The 18633-nt window shown below is 45.4% G+C and carries 19 protein-coding genes; all 19 read right to left on the bottom strand.

Going from position 1 to position 18633, the window contains the following annotated elements; translation table 11 throughout:
• Nucleotides 1-8: 8 nt before the first annotated feature.
• The 19 genes from JNUCC32_RS27455 to JNUCC32_RS27365 all read right to left on the bottom strand — a co-directional run bounded on the left by JNUCC32_RS27455 (nt 9) and on the right by JNUCC32_RS27365 (nt 18611).
• A complete protein-coding gene (locus JNUCC32_RS27455; protein ID WP_192570414.1) occupies nt 9-3161 on the bottom strand; it encodes a choice-of-anchor Z repeating domain-containing protein in 3153 nt (1050 codons plus the stop codon).
• Nucleotides 3162-3189: 28 nt separating this feature from the next.
• A complete protein-coding gene (locus JNUCC32_RS27450; RefSeq protein ID WP_192570413.1) occupies nt 3190-3507 on the bottom strand; it encodes a hypothetical protein in 318 nt (105 codons plus the stop codon).
• Nucleotides 3507-3890 carry a flagellar export chaperone FliS gene (gene fliS / locus JNUCC32_RS27445; protein WP_228468836.1) on the bottom strand — a complete coding sequence of 128 codons (384 nt, stop codon included), beginning with the start codon at nt 3888-3890 and terminating at the stop codon, nt 3507-3509. The genes JNUCC32_RS27450 and fliS overlap by 1 nt, the downstream gene beginning before the upstream one ends.
• Before the next feature lie 30 nt (nt 3891-3920).
• Entirely contained in the window at nt 3921-5357 is a 1437-nt protein-coding gene (fliD, locus tag JNUCC32_RS27440; protein ID WP_192570412.1) for a flagellar filament capping protein FliD, read from the bottom strand.
• Nucleotides 5358-5369: 12 nt separating this feature from the next.
• Nucleotides 5370-5717, bottom strand: a complete 348-nt coding sequence (locus JNUCC32_RS27435) for a flagellar protein FlaG (RefSeq protein ID WP_192570411.1) — start codon at nt 5715-5717, stop codon at nt 5370-5372.
• Nucleotides 5718-5802: 85 nt separating this feature from the next.
• Nucleotides 5803-6645 carry a flagellin N-terminal helical domain-containing protein gene (locus JNUCC32_RS27430; RefSeq protein WP_192570410.1) on the bottom strand — a complete coding sequence of 281 codons (843 nt, stop codon included), beginning with the start codon at nt 6643-6645 and terminating at the stop codon, nt 5803-5805.
• 166 nt (nt 6646-6811) lie between these two features.
• Nucleotides 6812-7048: a carbon storage regulator CsrA gene (gene csrA, locus JNUCC32_RS27425; protein WP_192570409.1), complete on the bottom strand. Its 237-nt coding sequence runs from the start codon at nt 7046-7048 to the stop codon at nt 6812-6814.
• Nucleotides 7026-7493 carry a flagellar assembly protein FliW gene (gene fliW, locus JNUCC32_RS27420; protein ID WP_192570408.1) on the bottom strand — a complete coding sequence of 156 codons (468 nt, stop codon included), beginning with the start codon at nt 7491-7493 and terminating at the stop codon, nt 7026-7028. The genes csrA and fliW overlap by 23 nt, the downstream gene beginning before the upstream one ends.
• Nucleotides 7494-7567: 74 nt before the next feature.
• On the bottom strand, nt 7568-8143 hold the full coding sequence (locus JNUCC32_RS27415) for a DUF6470 family protein (protein ID WP_192570407.1): 576 nt from the start codon (nt 8141-8143) through the stop codon (nt 7568-7570).
• Between the two features lie 11 nt (nt 8144-8154).
• The gene (flgL, locus tag JNUCC32_RS27410; protein ID WP_192570406.1) at nt 8155-9048 is read right to left on the bottom strand and encodes a flagellar hook-associated protein FlgL; all 894 of its coding nucleotides are present in this window, start codon (nt 9046-9048) and stop codon (nt 8155-8157) included.
• A 12-nt stretch (nt 9049-9060) separates the two neighbouring features.
• Nucleotides 9061-10635 (bottom strand): flagellar hook-associated protein FlgK, encoded by a 1575-nt coding sequence (gene flgK / locus JNUCC32_RS27405; protein ID WP_192570405.1) that lies wholly within the window; start codon nt 10633-10635, stop codon nt 9061-9063.
• An 18-nt stretch (nt 10636-10653) separates the two neighbouring features.
• The gene (locus JNUCC32_RS27400; protein ID WP_192570404.1) at nt 10654-11154 is read right to left on the bottom strand and encodes a flagellar protein FlgN; all 501 of its coding nucleotides are present in this window, start codon (nt 11152-11154) and stop codon (nt 10654-10656) included.
• Nucleotides 11151-11447: a flagellar biosynthesis anti-sigma factor FlgM gene (gene flgM / locus JNUCC32_RS27395; RefSeq protein ID WP_015737724.1), complete on the bottom strand. Its 297-nt coding sequence runs from the start codon at nt 11445-11447 to the stop codon at nt 11151-11153. The genes JNUCC32_RS27400 and flgM overlap by 4 nt, the downstream gene beginning before the upstream one ends.
• Nucleotides 11448-11534: 87 nt before the next feature.
• Nucleotides 11535-11945 carry a TIGR03826 family flagellar region protein gene (locus JNUCC32_RS27390; protein ID WP_009594229.1) on the bottom strand — a complete coding sequence of 137 codons (411 nt, stop codon included), beginning with the start codon at nt 11943-11945 and terminating at the stop codon, nt 11535-11537.
• A 113-nt stretch (nt 11946-12058) separates the two neighbouring features.
• On the bottom strand, nt 12059-12682 hold the full coding sequence (locus JNUCC32_RS27385) for a ComF family protein (protein ID WP_228468835.1): 624 nt from the start codon (nt 12680-12682) through the stop codon (nt 12059-12061).
• A gap of 799 nt (nt 12683-13481) precedes the next feature.
• Nucleotides 13482-15383 carry a helicase-related protein gene (locus JNUCC32_RS27380; RefSeq protein ID WP_192570403.1) on the bottom strand — a complete coding sequence of 634 codons (1902 nt, stop codon included), beginning with the start codon at nt 15381-15383 and terminating at the stop codon, nt 13482-13484.
• 580 nt (nt 15384-15963) lie between these two features.
• The gene (locus JNUCC32_RS27375) at nt 15964-16386 is read right to left on the bottom strand and encodes a hypothetical protein (protein ID WP_015737728.1); all 423 of its coding nucleotides are present in this window, start codon (nt 16384-16386) and stop codon (nt 15964-15966) included.
• Nucleotides 16387-16729: 343 nt separating this feature from the next.
• Nucleotides 16730-17452 carry a response regulator gene (locus JNUCC32_RS27370; RefSeq protein WP_009594205.1) on the bottom strand — a complete coding sequence of 241 codons (723 nt, stop codon included), beginning with the start codon at nt 17450-17452 and terminating at the stop codon, nt 16730-16732.
• A gap of 4 nt (nt 17453-17456) precedes the next feature.
• Entirely contained in the window at nt 17457-18611 is a 1155-nt protein-coding gene (locus JNUCC32_RS27365; RefSeq protein WP_009594214.1) for a sensor histidine kinase, read from the bottom strand.
• Between the last annotated feature and the right edge of the window lie 22 nt (nt 18612-18633).

Genomic DNA, 18633 nt, shown 5'->3' with positions numbered 1-18633 from the left:
ATCAACTATTACTTATACTCAAAATCCTTCGAATTACTTACTTTTCCATCAGGATTTATTACTTTAACTGAGATTACACCAGGCCCTGCTGCTGGAGGAACAGTAATTTTAAATCGAGTATTATTAACAAACTGCGGAATAATATTAGTTCCACCAAAATCAATAGTTGCACCATTTTGAAACGCTGAACCGTCTACATACAGCGTATACCCGCCAGCAATAGAACCACTAGTAACTGATAATTTTGTAATAGTAGGATCTGGTATTGGAGGAGGAGCATCATAAATAAACTCGATTGAAGCTGTTGTTCCTGCTGGACTAGTCAATACTATCGGAACAGGACCCGAAACTGTACCAGCCGGAGTAATAATACGAATTCTCGTATTATTAACGTACGTAAAGCTTATCGGCTGTCCATTAAAAGTAACAGTCATACCTGGATCATAATTAGCTCCGTCAACATACACAGATGTATTCCCGGCTAGCGGCCCATTACCAGGAGTTATTCTAGTTACTGTGAGTTTCGGCTCTTCATAGGTGAACCCGTTCTGTACAGTATGACTCTGGCCATCTGGATTCGTGATTGTTACATCCACAGCTCCAACAATTGATGAAGCTGGAACCATAACTCTAACCCTGGTAGAATTCACATAGGAATAGAGATTGATTTGGTTTGCTCCAATAGTTACCGTAGCATTCTTTTGGAACTCCTTCCCGTAAATATCTATGATGTAGTTTCCTGTAGTTAACCCCAAATTAGGAGAAATGGATGTAATTTCAGGAGCAGGAATAATAATTGGTGGATCATACGAGTATGCATTTTCTTTTTCAACTGATTTATTATCAGGATTTATAACTTTTACATTCACATAGCCCTGAATCGTTGCTGGAGGTGCTGTAATTGATAGTCGAGTAGCATTAACAAAAGTTGTAGCGACTGCTTGATCATTGAAATAGACCTGAGCACCATTTACAAAGTTTGAACCATCAACATACACTCTGTTTCCGCCTGTGAATGGACCATTCCCCGGTGTCACAGCTTTTAAAGTCGGTTCCGGAGCTGGTGGGGGTGGAAGATATTCAAATGCATCAGATAAGCTTGCAGTCTGTTGGTCAGGATTAATAACTGTAATACTTACTTTTCCTGTTACAGCCCAAGGAGGCGTGATAACTCGAATTCTAGAAGAATTGATAAATGTTGCTTGTGTGATTTCCATGTCATCAAAGAAAACCATTACTCCCGACTGAAATCCGCTTCCATCGACATAAATTGAGTCTCCACCAGCAAGTTTCCCTTCTGCAGGGGTTATAATCTTAATAGTCGGTGCAGGTGGAGGAGGTAGGGTTTCATAAGTATATGCCAATGGCAGTGTTACAGAATATCCATCAGGCCCTTCAACCCTTACATCAACCGGACCTGCAATCGGATTTGCCGGAGCATTAACTACCATGGAAGTAATGCTTGAATATTTATAGTTGCTACCCTCTATATCCCCAAAGAAAACTTTGGTGCCAGGCTGAATCAATGTACCAATGACCGTAATTGTTTCACCGCCTGTTACAAGCCCCTTCTCTGGCGAGATAGAGCTAATGGTCATTTTAGGCGGTTCATTATAAGTAAACGATTGAGGCAGGGTAGCCGTTCTTTCGTCCGGATTTTCAACAGTTACATCTACTGTTCCGGGAGCGATTCCTGCAGGTGTTCTCGCAGAAAGATAACTACTATTATTAAATGTCACACTAGGAGAATATGTGTCTCCAAATTTAACCTTTGCCCCCTTCATGAAGGCACTTCCTCTAACTTGTACAACTGTATTTCCTTCTAATGCCCCATTATTAGGTGATACAGATGTAATTAACGGGTTATCATAATAAATATAAGTCGCAACGGCTGCTTGTCCGTCTGTATTAACAAGTCTAAGTTCGGCTGTACCTTGATATCCTGCTGGTACAAGCGCCTTTACTTCTGTTGGGCTTATATAGTCAACCTTAGATGAGTACGTTCCAGCAAACGACACTCTAGCCTTATCTCTAAAAAATTCACCCGTTATAGTTACTGTTTCGCCACCAGTAACTTTACCCTCTCCTGGAGTGACGGAAGTAATAATCGGTGCAGGATATTTAACCGTAACTAGAGGATTAGGAATAGCTGCCTGTTTCGAAGCCCCCGTGTAATCTTTATATGTGATGGTTGAACCACTAGCGTTCACAGGGAGACTCCCTACCCCACTATCTTTCTTATGTCTAATTTTATATGTAAACGTAAGGGTATCTTTTTTCATTTCCAGAAAACTCCATGATAACTTATTCCCATCCACAGTAGGACGAGGTATATTATTATCATATGAACCTGGAACTATTTCGAACTTGTCAGAGATTACATCATTCACAACTACGTCATAAGCACTTGCTAATCCGATCTCCTGAACAATCGCAGCATAAATATCCGATAAACCAACGGATCCTAATACAAAGTGATGGTGATGCGCTGTCGTAGCCATCTCTTTCATTAATAAGTTAGGACCGCTGGTTTCTGGATTAGCGTTTGTCTCAAGTAATGCGATCGTATAGAAAACAATACCTGCCTCCTTAGCTTCATTTGCTGAATCTAAGGCGAATTGATAAGGGTTTGAAGTCGGAATCGTTGCATCGCCATCCGTTAGAAGTACAATAACTGGTTGAGCATCGTCTCTGTGATTTTGAAGCATTTCCTTTGCTTTTAAAATAGCATCTCCTGTGGCAGTTCCTCCACCTGATTTAAGACTAGATATATAGTTTTTAGCTGCAGCCGTATCCGTTGTTAAATCGAAGGTACGTGAAGTATCGCTATAATCGACAATGCCGACACGGTGTTTGGAAAAATCCATTAAATCTATAAACCCTTTTGCCGAGTTTTTGGCATCCTCCATCTTTTGAGTACCCATACTTCCTGATCTATCGATAATCAAGACCACATCATTCGGCAATACCACATCAACAGGCGGGGTACCTGTTATATCAAGACTAACTTCAACTTCTTCCCCCTCAAGAATACTTGACGGAGAAACAGTTTTGTTTACTGTCAAATAGTTATTCGCTGACGCTGAATCTGGAGCCAGCTGCAAACCAGCAAAGATAACAGTCATTACCATAAGACTTACCAATAAACGTTTAATATGCATACTTTTTCCTCACCCTCTAAACATGCTTTTACCCCTTACGGTCAATATAAAAGGCCTCTGGATTCACTTGGTTTCCGTAGTTCAACTTCCTAGCACGACGCATTTCCGCCATTTTTTGGGTCACTAGTGTGTTTATTGTATTGTGTATTTTATACACCTGTTCACACTGTATCTTCCATTTTTCCAAATCACTGAAATCATGGGTATTTATGTCGAATAATTTGTGATAAAGAGAATCGATTTCCTCCGCCTCTTCTAAGTAAGAAGACACATCAAAACGGCGGAGATGTTTGTCATACAGCCCCATAATTTCATGCAAAATAATCGTTGCTTCATTTTGATTCATTACTCATTACCGCTTTTTACAATTTGTAATGCCTGTCTCCAGGTTTCTACCATTCCTTTTGCAAAATCGATCACATCATTCAATATTTCAATATCTTTTTTAACAATAAAGTCACTCAACCGTCTTAAATAATAATCATACAGTTGGTAAAGCTGTTTTGAAATATCGTAATCCATATTGAGGGTAACTAGAAGTTCCTGAAGGATATCACGGGAACGGTAAATATTATGCCTGCATTGCTCAATATCACCATTCTCAAATTGACTTCTGGCTAAATTAAGACTTTTGTACAATTCCTCATACAAAATAAGCGTAAGCTCCCCTGGACCAGCAGTTTCTACTCTAACCTTTTGATAGTGAAGTTGATAATTCTGCTTCATCATAGTTATTCTCCTCAATATTTTACGTATTTGTTACATACTTAATTGCTGTGCTAGCCACGAACCTTGGCTGTTTAGCTGCTGCAGCGCTTTTTCCATGGCAGTAAATTGCTTATAGTATCGATCTTCAATTCTCTCTAGCCGATCATCCAGTGTAACAATCTTTGAATTCAAGTTCTTCAGTAAGTTTCCATAATAGCTGTCATCAATAGTCTCACTATTTATACCGTTACCAATCTTCTTAATAATCTTAGCGCTTTGTTTTTGAAGTGACTGGTAGATTCGGTCTGCAAATCCCGTCTGTTCAAAATATTCACTTGAAGTTTTATCTGCGGTAGGCAACTGGGTAAATAAGTTAATTACATCTTCAGGATGATCGTTTATCGCTTGTTCTAGTTTAGCTTCATCTATCTTTAATTTACCAAGTTCACTAACCCCACCGTCCATAAATGACTTAAAGCTAATACCGATGTCACTTAAAGATTTAAACGTCCCAGTAGTATTAAGCGCCTTAGACAATCCATTTCTAAGAGAATTAATAGTATCTTCAATAATGCTATCATTTCTCAAAAGACCGCTTTTCGCTTTATTTTCCCACAATTCAACTTGCTTCTCGCTCATTGCGTCCTTTTCTTCATCGAGCAGAGGCTTATAATCTCGAAATACCGATTCTGATGATTTAGCACGAAGAGAATCAATGGTCTCATTATACAAATTAACAAAATCCATTATCGTGTTTTTGACAGAAGTTGTTTCCTTTGTTACATTTACAAGTACTGAACCTGAAGAGACCCCCTTTAACTTCAAGGAAACTCCATCCAGTTCTAAAATATTGTTTGAGATTTCAACCTTTTGCCCATTCACCAATACCTCCGCATTATCACCACGTATCGTTCCTGCTTGGAAGCCTAATTGTTGAGTGTCTCCAGCTAACGTAATTTGCGATTTATCCCCGATGGAACTTGAAACTAATGAGATCCGATTATTGACGGAATCATAGCTTGCCCGAATTCCTAAACTAGACTTATTAATCTCATCAATTACATTTTGAGGAGTTTTGGAGTCCAAAGTAATGTTCTTACTATCGGTTCCATTGGAAATAGTAATTGTACCTGTCAAGCCGCCGCTTGAAAGCTCGCCTCCGATCATTGTAGCAGATGTTGCCATTCTGTTAACCTGAATGCTGTAGGAAGCTTCCTTGGCTCCAGATTTCATGGTCGCCTCTACTACAGATGAATTACTTGAATTGGCTGTAAGTTTCGTAAAGTTAGAAGAAAATCTCAGTTTATCTGCAGCATTCGCCAATTTCGACAATATAGTATTCACATTACGATACTGATCTCTTGTCCAAATAATTGTTTGTTTTTGCTGGTATACCTTTGTAGCAGGTAATTTCTCTGCCCTCATTAAGTCAGATACGATCTTGTCAATATCCATACCTGAGGCCATACCGCTGATTCTGATAGTCATAGTTATCACCCCTTAAATTCTACGATCAGTAAATAGCCCAGCTAGTTCACAAAGATTGTAAACTAGATCAATTAATTTTTCGGGTGGAATTTCTTTCAAAACCTCATGAGTTTTAGAGTTTACCACCTTAATCATCATCTGATTAGTACCTTCATGAAAAGATACCTTTACTTCCGTATCAAGATCATTTAAGGTCTTATTCGCTCTATTAACAAGATTCTCTAATTCCTTGTCATCAACTGGCAGCGCACGATCTTGCTGATGAGTCTTAAACAAAGATGAAGAATATTCTCCGACCACTGAAGGCAGCTGCTCCTGTTTAATGAAAGGAAGTGCAGGTAAGTCATGACTTACTTTCATCTTAGAATTCTCCTAACTCAAATAAAATTCTATTCTTATAGCAAAAAACCGGCCGGAAAAACCGGCCGGCCTCATTCTACTGGAATTATCTAAGCAGTTGCAGAATGCCTTGTGGTTGTTGGTTAGCCTGAGCCAACATTGCAGTTGCAGCTTGAGTAAGAATGTTATTCTTTGTGAAATCGCTCATTTCCTTAGCCATGTCTACGTCACGGATTCGGGATTCAGCCGCTTGGAGGTTCTCAGCCGTAGTTCCCAAGTTGTTTACTGTATGCTCGAGGCGGTTCTGAACAGCACCCAGGCCGGAACGAATTTCGGATACTTCGTCAATTGCCGTTTGTACCTTAGTCAAGTTCAGTTTTACTTCATCATTCAATTGATCTGCATCAGTAATAAGTGTGAGATCCTTCAAGTCATTAATAGCAAGCTCAGCAACCTGTGCCGATCTCAGTGTCAATGTAATAGTATCACCTTCGTTAGCACCTACTTGGAAATCCAATTGATTAGTATCCACAGCCGTGGTCAACAGCTCTCTACCATTGAACTTCGTTTGCTCAGCAATGCTATCGATTTGAGCAGTCAATTGAGCAATCTCATCTTCAATTTTCTTAGCATCCGAAGTAGTCAAAGTTTCGTTGGCAGCTTGAGTATAAAGTTCACCCATACGTTGAAGCATGGAGTGAGTTTCATTCAAAGCACCCTCAGCCACTTGAATCATAGAAATACCATCCAAGGCGTTACGGCTAGCTTGCTCCAAACCGCGAACTTGGTTACGCATTTTCTCGGAAATAGCCAAACCTGCTGCATCGTCTGCCGCACGGTTAATGCGGTAACCAGAAGAAAGTTTCTCCAGGTTCTTAGCAGAGCTGTTGTTGTTGAAAGTCAATTGACGCTGAGTGTTGTACGAGCTGATATTGTGGTTAATACGCATGATAAAATTCCTCCTTGGAATGTGTTGGTGATTCGCATCCATGCTTCACCCATTTATGATCGAAAGATAGCGTTCGGCCGTCACTGCTATGTCTTCCAACCTATATTATATTTATCGGCGCATCGGTCTCAATGTTTATAGATAATTTGATAATTTTTATATATTTTTAATTCTTTTTTTGATTAGCTACTTGATTCAAAATTTCCTGGATATCGGCGTTGAACTCGATGGCATGCTGATTCTGCTGTTTAATTGCGTCATAGATCTCTTCCCGGTATATTGTGACATTTGTAGGGGCATCGATACCAATTCTGACCTGGTCACCGTTGATTTCAAGAACGGAGAGGACAATGTTATCGTTGAGTATAATTTTCTGCCCTTTATTTCGAGACAGAATTAACATCGGAATCCCCTCCTTTCCTACCCCCTCCCGATAATGGTTGTTTTGTTGTATGACTTCCTTGATCCAAAACGATCTGGGCAGCGATATTTTTGGCTCTATTTAACACAATTGGAGCTCTTAGATTGCAGGTGACATCTTCAGCGGAACGGATAGTTACAATCACCATCACCTGAATATACTCCTTATCCTGTATATCTAAAGCTCCTATCCAATGAGGGTCCAGCTGAAACTCATATTCACTAAAGAACGTAAAAGGGTCCGTCACAATAAAGGTCAAATTTTCATCCTCTATAGATTGTAAAAACCCAAAAGGGTGTTCGTTGTTCTCGGATGGAATAAAAACATACTTTTGCAGCCCGCCAAACCCCAATATGGGCCCCCTGAACGTTATCACTTCTTTTTCGTCGACCTCTATAGCACCAAATCTCTTTGTATTCACAATCATATTTTCGAATCCTCCCTTTCTAACAGCAATAGCTATAATGACACTTGTCCATTATAGCTATTGTATACCTGCCGTCAGACAACTGCATCCAGCTGTTTACCCGTCGCAGACATAAATATAAAATTTTGTTGAATCAAATATGGATTTACTTTACCGGGATAATAATCAATAACCGGCTTATATGTCTCAGGGTTAAACGTGACTCCACCCGGTGTATAATTTGTACGCACTTGTCCTGGAGTGAAGGTAATCTCGACATTGTCGTACCCTGGTTCTCCAGCCAACTCGACTCTCGGCCTGTCCTTAAACACATTATCTCGTGCAATTTCAGCAAATACGTTGCCACCTTCATGAAAAGCCATCATTCGGTCCCCGTTACGAGCGATTTCCGCAATATTATGCATGGAAATCTGAAGGGATGATTGTGCGATCCGGTCCGTCATTTCTTCAAATCGAGCCCTGCCGAGTGCGGACCAGGCTTTCCTCGAATCGATTTCAAGAACGGACCTAGTCTGTTCCATTTCAAGTACACCACGCTGTTGTTTCATATTTAGAGAGGGTCTAGGCTGCTCTATGCTCTGTCGTCCTTCTGTTATTTCAAGCCCCAATCGTGAATATCCTTGTTGAATCTGAATACGAGGGATATTCATTCAACCCCCCCTTATCTTAGAAAATCCATCAAGCTTGGACGTATAATGCGGGCCATTGTATCGAGCGAAGCCTGATAAACGCTTTCCGACGTCTTAAGGCCGATAATTACCTTGGAGATATCAGCATCCTCCACCTTGGACTGCAGATCCATGTAATTAATGTTCAGATCACCTAGTCTACTTAATGTGAATTCCAACCGATTTTGTTTACCACCAATTTCAGATTGGGCTGTAATAACTGTCTCCAAATTATTTTGGAGGGAAGGAATAGCCTTCTGAATTTCTGCAGTATCGTTTGCTAACAACGCCTTTTTAAAATTATCTACAACTGCATATATACCAGTTGCATCCCCATAAGCACCAAAAACTTGCTCTCCTAATGTGTTTACTGATACGGTAATCCCAGCACCAACCTGATATTTAACCTCACCTTGATCCAAAGTATAGGCTGTTTGAGACGGATCATCTGGGAATGGTTTTTGATCAATTCGATCACCATTAAAAATATACTTCCCCTTAAATTGGGAGTTACCGAGAGAAACAAGCTGTTCATACAATTGTTCTACTTCCTCGGCAATATTTTTACGTGCATCGGCTGGTACAGTATCAGTTCCACCTTGGACAGCAAGATCAGCCAATCGTTGTATAATCTGCGTTGTCTCTGTTAGAACCGTATCTCCATATTTCAACCACGAATCCGCATCCTCAGCATTTTGCTCAAACTGCGTTGTAGCCGTGATCTGACCACGGTATTGGAGAGCACTTGCAACACCCACCGGATCGTCGGAAGGACGGTTAATCCGGCGCTGGGTCATCATTTGCTCCTGGTATTTGTCCAGTCTGCGGTAGTTGCCTTGCAGGCCACTCATCATGGAGCTAGTCATCATAGATTGAGTTATGCGCATGATTTATTCCTCCTATCTGCCGACAATGCCGGTACCGTTAATTAATTTGTCCAGCATCTCGTCAATGGTAGTGACTACACGAGATGAAGCGCTGTAAGCATGCTGGAAACGAATGAGATCCGACATCTCTTCGTCAAGCGATACACTGCTAATCGATAGGCGGAGTGTATCCGCATGCTCAACCAACAACGTGCCGTTCTCCACCATCTTAATGGCATTACTGCTGTCCGTACCTAATTTGGAGATAACGGACTGCAGATATCCTTCAAAATTAGTGATATCCGTGACTGAACCATTGTTGTTGTTCGGATTGAAATTAAACGTACGTTCTGACAGTTGCGCGATCAAAAGCGCCATGCCGCCGTTTCCTTTCAATACCACCTCGGATGTCGTACCGTTCACCGGATCAGTCTTCATTTCGGTCCGCAGGGAGGCGCCGATGTTCTTCAGATCCGATTGAATGGTCTGGCTAAGCCTCATATTCCCCGCTGTAATCGGCCCTCCATTAGCAGAGACAAAGAAGTCGCCGCCGGTTGTCGCCGGCTCATTCAGAGTGTAACCCAGCTTATGCAACCCATTGAGACCGTCTACGGTATGCTTGGTATCCGCGGCGAGTTTACGCGGATTATTCGCATCCATAACCGCATTCGGTATGTTGACACCTGGTGGAAGAATCGTTCCAGCCGGCAGTGTCACTTCCACTTTGCCGGTAGCCAGCGTATTGGCCATAATGTTCAACTGTGTGATATACCCTTGAACATGCACATCACGGGAGGTTACATAACCAGCAATCTCCCCGCCGGTCAATGCGCCGGCAATTGCGTTCGTAATCGGGGTGAACGTCATATCGTCAACCACGACCTGGTTGCCAAACGTCACTTGATAAACGTCACCGGTCTCCGTGACATTGACGTTTCCGAGCAATGACAGCTGATCAACGAGCAGATCCCGCTTATCGCGCAGATCGTTTGCGTTATCGCCAAGACCCTCAATCCGTTTAATGCTTTGCGTTAATTCTGCCACTTGCTCAATATAATTGTTAGCTTCCGCTACCTTGGTGTCGATGCGGGACGTCAAGTTGTTGCTGAGCGTATCCAATTGGGAGTAAATATGGTTAAATGTCTCCGTCAAAGCAATCGCTTTCTGCTGAACCGCCATCCGGGCGGACAAATCGGTGTCGCTTGGATTCTTGCTCAGCGTCTGCCAAGCCGTCCAAAACTCCGCAATGCTTGCGCTCAAACTGCTGTCCGAAGGCTCATTAAAAATCCCCTCAATATTTGAAAGCGTCTCTTGCTGAACGCTCCATGTCGACAAATTCGTGTTCTGATTGCGGTATTCGATATCCAGCAGGAAATCCCGAACGCGCTGAATACTCTCCGCTTCTACGCCCATCCCGAGCTGACCAGCCGCTTGAGAGCGCTGCAATCCCGGAAAAGCGATCGGGTTAGCTGCAACCAGGCGGGTTGTCTGGCGGGAATATCCCGGCGTATTCGCGTTCGTAACGTTATGACCAGCTGTGTTAAGCGCAGCTTGCTGGGCAATCAAGCCCCTCTTTCCGATTTCGAGCAAATGAAATGTGGATCTCATCTACATTTTCCTTTCTGCTTATGCCCTGGTATCAAACATGCTTCGGCCTTTGCCCGCCGGATTCTGATGTTGCGGATGCCGGTAAAGCATATCATCCTCCGGACGGCTGACTAATAAATTCAAACTATAATCTATGAATGCCAGTGACTGCTCAATCAATTCCCGGTTCATGGCATTCAGTTCTTTGAGCTCCATGAGCCTGTCCATCAATTGCTGCTGCACATCCTGAAGCTCTGTTTTTTCATCCGGATTAAATACAAGACGAGTCATTTCAGTAACCGTCAGCTGAAGCTGGGAGCGGATGCCCTTCTCACGCAAAAAATCATCTCCGGCACCTTGACGCAGCGCTTCCGTTTCCGCCACCTGCTTCAGCAGGCGGTTCTCCTTGGTCATGACCGCTGTAAGACGTTCCACATCGTTATCCAGAATGGCTTGCCTTTTATCTTTCCCTGCTTCTATGAGCTGCTGATGCAGCTCATCCTGACGCTTCATATATTCGATTATGGATCTAGCACTCACTTGGACTCACCTGATTTATTGTAGGATTGAAAATACGGGAGTAATTTGTCTGCCAAACGGTCAACCGGCACTTCATATGTGCCGTTTGTTACAGCTTCCTTCAAACGCTGGATCTTCTCTGCGCGTTCCGGATCCTGTACTTTACTCTGTGCACTCAGTTCCATCGCCTCCGGGGAGATTGATACTTCATCCTTGCGGCGTTTCTTCTTATCGATATGCTGCATCTCCCGAGATTCAATATTCCGTTGATACGAATTGATGCCGTTCACACGTCCCGATTCGTTAATCTTCACGCCCTATTCACCTCACTTAAAATAAAAGACCGATAAGCTTTACTAAGTTTATCGGCCGGATATGAAACATTGTTAATAGTTCAAAAGTTAGTATTTGCGCAGTTTATCGACTGCACTGTAAGTCTCTCTATCTTTGCGGGACCCAGGCTGATGTTCCTGGTCGCCAGCCGCCGCCTGCCTTAGCTCCCTCGTTAATCGGGTCCGGCAGGACTCGCACATATTGCTCTCGCGAATCAACGTTCCGCACACTTCGCAAGGATACGCCAGGTTCGGAGCGTTCGCAATCGAGATCCGGCCTTCCTTGATAAACTTCGTAATCTGCCGCACGGATACTTCCGTAGCCTCAGATACCTCATGGATGGTTGCGCCTTTTTGCTCACGCAGGAAGGTTGCGCATTTCTCGTATTCCTTCTCAATCACTTTCATGCATTCAGGACACATTTCCCGAATATTCACCGTATATAACTTGCCGCACCGAGGGCAATTCCCCAAATTCATGCTTAACAACCTCCATGCCACATAGAACCTTTGATACCCCTAGATTACATTATCTGACGGCTTACGTCTATCATTCGAAAGGAGAATCCACATATTTTTCCTATTTCGGTTGTTTATGAGCGCGCCCAGGTTAAACTATAAATCTCGATGGGCATTTCCAAGAAGGGTTCGTATCCTCGCAAAACCTGCGCACAAGCGTTAATCGTACTGCCGGTGGTATAGATATCATCGACAAGTAATATACGGAGAGGCCCTATGATCCGAGATATCCTCTCTGGAGAACCGATATTCGCTGCACCCCGCTTACTTATAGACCACAACACTTCGGGTGCTTGCTGTAACGCGCCAAAAACACCCTCCATATCCTTTAGTCTGTCCATCCGGCTCTTAAAACTCTGTTTATCCGTGTGACGGTTACGTTCCAGCAGCGGAGCATAAGGAGTTTTAATGCTAGCGGCAAGCCCCATAGCCAGCACTTCCGCTTGATTGAACCCCCTCTCCCGCAGCCTTTCCTGGCTAACCGGGACCGAAGTGACGGCATGTATGCTCCAAGGCACACTACGAGCGTTCCTCAAACGAGGATCAAACATACGGACGTTGGTCTCTCGATAGAACATCGTATAGGCTCGCAGCAGCATCTCGACCAAAAGAGGCGCGTACCGCTCATTCCCCCTATATTTATACTGGGCCAGCCACTCCCTCATCTGCGCGTCATAGGTTACCGCACTCCGATTCAAAACAAAGCTCCGATCGTTCATGCCTAATCGAGTACAGTCAGGACAACCGATTCCCCGCCCGCATCGCAAGCATCGGGGTTTGAAAATCCATGGGATCTGCCGATAACAAGCATGGCATATCCCCGGAAGTTCCTGGTTACATGAACCTATCTTCCCGCAAGTGAGGCAGATCTCGTCAATCGGTTTAAGCATTCGATGCATGTGTCCGATCAACTGACTAAAAACGTTGGATATCAAATACAAACCTTCCTTTCTTGGTTAGATTGAAAAAAGAATGCCCCTCAGCGGATAAAAGACTGCAGAGTGGACAAACAGTACGTACATATCGCCATTGCGGCCACTGATATAACCTTTATTTCGCTTATTATTGAATGAGTTAAATGATTCAGGATTAATATTTACTTTCGCTTTGACAGCGAACTCTCGATTCGGATGTAAATTAGTCACTAAATCCCCCATGCACAGGAGCTGTTGAAGCTCTCGATCCATTACCATGTCCCCAACAGTCATCTCGGTCATCTATTATCCCGTTATGTAAGGTGGTTTGGAATTATAGGAATCTGAGAACTATGAGAAGCACTGGGAATCTAAGGGAATCTAAGGGGATCTAAGAAATCCTATAGACTATAAGAGTCTATGGAAGGATACGAGTATCCATGAGAGACGAGAATGTATGGGAGCTAAAAAGTATCTATGTGAATCTATGTGAATCTATTAGATTCCATAAGGTACCCTGAGATTACATCAGGAGTACGAGAACTATAATTAACGCCCACACGCTTGCTCCCAGTCACCCCTCCTATTTACCTGTCAACTCTTGAACTGTACGTAAATACCCGCCCTTACCAGCGATTCGGTTCATCGCCTTGATTTGCCGAACTGCCGAGCTTTGGCACCTGGTCCATTGTGGTGCTGCAAACACTACCCGTCCTGCTGGATCATCCTTAGATCGACCTGCACGACCGGCCATCTGAATCAAGGCGGCTTCATCAAATAGCTCGCTATCTGCATCCAAAATATACACATCACTCTTAGGAACCGTTACCCCGCGTTCAAGAATGGTTGTTGTCACCAGCAAGCGAATCTCGCGGTTTCGGAAGGCCATCACTTTGCCCGCCCGTTCCGGATCGATGGATGAAGTCCCTTCAATCGGCATATGGGCAATCGCCTCGCGGAGCAGTTCCAGAATAGGATCAATATGCTTGATCCGGGAAACGAACAGGAACACTTGAGCTCCACGTCTCAGAGAGGCACTCAGGCTGCGAACCAGGAGTGGGGAAAGCTTTTTTTCTTGAAGACAGCGGCTCACTGCAAACATTTTCAGTTTCTGAGGAACGGGTAATGGATGGCCATGGAAGCGTGCGGGAACTTTCGCATGTGGCAACCGACCAGCAGCTGCTTCGCGCTGTAGAGGCGTTGGCGGGGTAGCTGACAGATAGATATATTTCCCTCCTGGTTTGCAAGCACCCTTGGCCGCGTAATCCAGCATCGGATCGTTATGATAGGGAAAGGCATCAATCTCGTCGATCACGACCAGATCAAAAGCTCCCCTGAATCGCAGCAGCTGATGCGTCGTTGCCAGCGTGATGCTCCCCCGCTTCCAACGCTCCGGACATCCGCCATATAACGTGACCACCGTCTCTTGGGGAAATGCCTTGGATAACCGAGGTGCCAACTCCAGCACCACATCCCGTCTTGGAGCGGCGACCAAGACGCGCCCGCCTGCATCCAGAATGGACTGCAGCAGCGGAAAGATCATTTCGGTCTTTCCGGCACCGGTCACCGCCCAGATGAGAAACCGGGCGGCAGCCCCCGCGGAGCCCCCTGCGGGCGGCTCCGCCAAAAACCGCAGCGCAGCGCCAGCGGCGGCGCTCTGCGCTGCGCTAAGCCCCCACCGGCCCAAGGCCGCGGTGGGGGAACCCCCGGCCGTGCCCCGCACGGCCGACCCTGCTGTGCCATGCAGCAGCAGGGCACAAGCGCGGCTGCGCCCCATCGCGAGGCAGGCCTCGCAATAGGCGCAAGCCGCCGAGCCGCACGCGGCGCATGCCGTGCGGCTCTTGGCCTCGCTGCCGCAGCGCCGGCAGCGGGGGGCCATGGCCCGGCGGCGGAGCCAGCCGGGCCCTCCGCGCGGGTCGGGCTGTGCCAGCCCCGCTTCCAAGCGCAGGCGGCCCAACAGGACGCCAAGCTGGGCCGCAGCGCGCCAGTCGCCGGTGCCCACGGCGACCTCCCCTAGCAATGCCTCGACCTCGCCGGCAAGCAAGGCTCGTCCGGCCATGCACTCGATCAGCAGCTCCGCCTGCTGCACTAGTGCATCCCAGCCCACTAGTATGGCTCCCTTCTCGATCAGGGAACTTAGATATGTCCCATCCAACAGTTGGATTTCCTGCAGCAGAACGCTCCATTTAGATCTGCTGCTCTCCGGCTCTTGCAGTAAAAACGGGCTTAATGCCCGATACATATATCTCAGCCAATCCGGCCTCTCCCATCGATCCATGTCTGGAACCGGCTGAAATTTCGCTTGGATTTCAACAGCCCATCCCAGTGGTGCTCGAGAGGACAGCAACACCAAAAACGGTGTACCAGCCCTTTCATCTGCCTTTCTCATTCTTCCATACCACCATTGAAGATCCGCCCTCATATCCAGCGAGAGATAGCAATTCCATTTCTCTGCTTCTCGAATGGTATAAATGGCAATCTGCATGACATCAACTCCAATATTGAGACGTATAAACAGCTCAAAAGATCATGTATGGGTACTGGAACTTGGTAGTTCACAACATGCTTCAGTTGCTTTTCAAATCCTTGTTCAAAAAATTTGGTGGATCTAATACCAGTCGGGGAAGCATTGAATGAAAGATTCAATAGAACTCCGTGAATAACTATTAATTATGCTCCTTTCTCGAATACCTATCTTCCTCATCTTCAACAACTCAAACCCTTTAGCCGATCCTGCTAATAGAAGATAGAATCTCAAGCCAGAGTTTGAGTTAGTTTCAAATCAATATAGATGCACAATCGTCCTGATCTAACTGCAGTGACTTCCATTTCCTATTTGTTTCTCACCTCAACGCTCAGATCACCCAAACCAAAACATCTCCCTTTCACAACGCCTTTTGTCGAATACTGTCACAGCTACGATTTATTAGCATCTGATCTCTACATCTTCCACCCCAATACGCCAATAAACGCAAAAAGCACACCCCTCTCTATACGCTCGGAGTGTGCTTCACGCCTTCAACAATATGAGTATCATCCCGTGAACCAAAACAACTTGCCGATGTTTATCCCTGTACATATGGAATCTGAACAGCCTCCATCGGGTTTCTCAGATCGACCCGTATGACTTCATCTTCATTCGGATCGACATCCGTTTCTTGTGATGCCGGATCACCGGATCTCCAAGTCCCGTATACCAGTTCAATTCCGGACAAATGAGTCAATCTCTTGACAATCTTTAACGTATCATCATACGACTGGTCATCAAGGACGGTGACGCGCACGCGCGTCCCGCTCAGCAGGGCATACCAGGAAAGGGCTCTCAAATACCATTCCACCTGCCGCTCATGGTTGGACGTGATCAGCACATAATGTCTGCGCCGCCCCGTGCCTTCACTAGCTCTTCGGAGATGACGGGCATGCACGATATGAACCAGAGCAACAGCGATCCCGTACACCGCGAGTATCCACAGCAATTGGGCAACCATGAGACTCACCTCCTTCTCTTATCAACAATATATGCTGATCAGGAAAGGACGGTGACAGTTATGTAACCGGTGCCCACACGGAACTTGTCGGGAACGGCTTATTTGCCATAAGGAAGACATTTCGACATTCCCTCTACAAGATAAGCTGCCGTTCTTGCGATACCAATAAAGCCCTCGTACTTTAATCAATAACAGGCAGCGGTATAAGCAATTGTTTTTTATGTATGCTAGTTACCGAAAGAGTTCAGCTATGCTGTAAACCTCTAATTTCTCATAACAAAAAGGAACCGCCCTTGGCAGTTCCCTCCCTATATAAGACGCGTCCGTGCATTCGGATCGGCGATTACAACGTCACCCAACCATACTTGATCGAGTTGATAACCGCTTGCGTACGGTCGTCCACTTCCATCTTCTGCAGGATGCTGCTGACGTGGTTTTTTACAGTTTTTTCACTAATGAACAGGTATTCCCCAATCATCTTGTTGCTCTTGCCTTCGGCCATTAGTCTAAGCACTTCCGCTTCGCGCCTTGTCAATGGGTTGTTCTCGCCTGCCACAAACTTGACTCCAGCTTCACGCGAACCGCTCTCCGCCATCGCGCCTGCTTCGTTTACATACGTCATCCGGCGGAGCTGGTGGATCAGCTTGCCCGTTACTTTCGGATGGATAAATGCATATCCCTCATGTACCGAACGAATCGCATTAATCAGTGACTCGGCTTCCATATCCTTCAGGAGGTAACCGTTCGCTCCCTTACGGAGCGTTTCAAACACATAACTTTCGTCGTCATGAATCGACAGGATAATAACTTTGATCTCAGGAAACATTTCACGTAGTTTCTCGGTCGCTTGAACGCCGTTTTCGGTCGGCATGTTGATGTCCATCAGCACGATATCCGGCTTCACTTCGTTGCAGAACTCCAGCACTTGAATGCCGTCGCCGCATTCGCCGATCACGTCAATGTCGTCCTCCATATTCAGTATGCGTTTCAGACCCTCCCTAAACAGCTGGTGGTCATCCGCTAATAATACTTTGATAATCGTGTTCTCTTTCTCCAAATGTTCCATCCGATTACTCCTTTCTCTTTTCTACGTTCGTCGGGATATGAATCACGATCTTGGTTCCTTGATTCTCGGCTGAATCGATCTCCATTCTCCCTTCGAGCAGCTCAACCCTCTCCCGCATGCCAATTAACCCAAAGTGGTCCTTGCTTTTCTGCTCCAGCAAATCGACATTGAATCCCAGGCCATTGTCCTGTACCACGATTTTGACCAATTGCGCCTGGTAGGTGATTTCAACAAGCACATAAGTCGGGTAAGCATGTTTTGCAGCATTCGAAAGTGCTTCCTGCACCAACCGGTAGATGGCCGCCTCCATCGCAGAAGAGAGACGATGCTCTTTCCCCCGTGTCTCGAAGATCGTGCGGATTTTCGATTTCTCTTCATAATCATGCACATATTTACGCAGTGTGGGGATTAATCCTAGATCATCGAGTGCCATTGGACGCAGATTGAAGATAACTTTTCGCATTTCCTCCAGGCTCGAACGCACCTGGCCCTTCAAATCTACTATTTCGTCCTGCACCATCTTAAATTCCTGCTTTGCAAGCATTCTTTCTACAATTTCCGTCCTAAGAACCAGATTCGCCAGCAATTGCGCAGGTCCATCATGAATCTCTCTGGATATTCGCTTCCGTTCCTCTTCCTGCGCCAGAATAATTTTGAGTCCAATGACCTGCCTGTTCTTCGCAGATTCGATGATTCGGGATACCTGGCCCAGCTCGCCAGACAAGTATTCCAACACCACGCCCATCTGAGATCCGATCGATTCTGCGCGCTCCACCGAGTTCTCGACATTTCGAACCCGCTTCTGCAGCTCATCTCGTCTAGCCTTCAGATACATTTCCTTCTCCCGGTAGATCATGAGGTCAAGCTGAAGCTGCGTTGCTTTCTCATACGCCTGCTTGATGTCCTCTTCCTTGTACCGGACGAAATCCCGGCTGACCTCGGTCAGCCGGATCCGGGATCGGCGGTAGTTCAGCTCCAGCTGATCCACCTTCTCTAAGGTTTCCGTCGTTTCTTTTAATGTCCGCTGCAGTTCATGATTGAGAGACGCGAGCTCCTGCCGCGACGCCTCCAATATTTCGAACATTTGGTATTTGCTGTCCTCCATCACTTTGATGGCATTTTTTATGACACGGTCGATGGCATCGGCTTGATAATCCACGCACTCTACTCCATTTCTAACG

Origin of the sequence: Paenibacillus sp. JNUCC32 (genome assembly GCF_014863545.1) — a bacterium.
Classification (GTDB): Bacteria; Bacillota; Bacilli; order Paenibacillales; family Paenibacillaceae; genus Paenibacillus_AQ; species Paenibacillus_AQ lautus_A.
The sequence above is the reverse complement of the archived record's forward strand: the minus strand, read 5'-3'. Positions and strand labels throughout refer to the sequence as shown.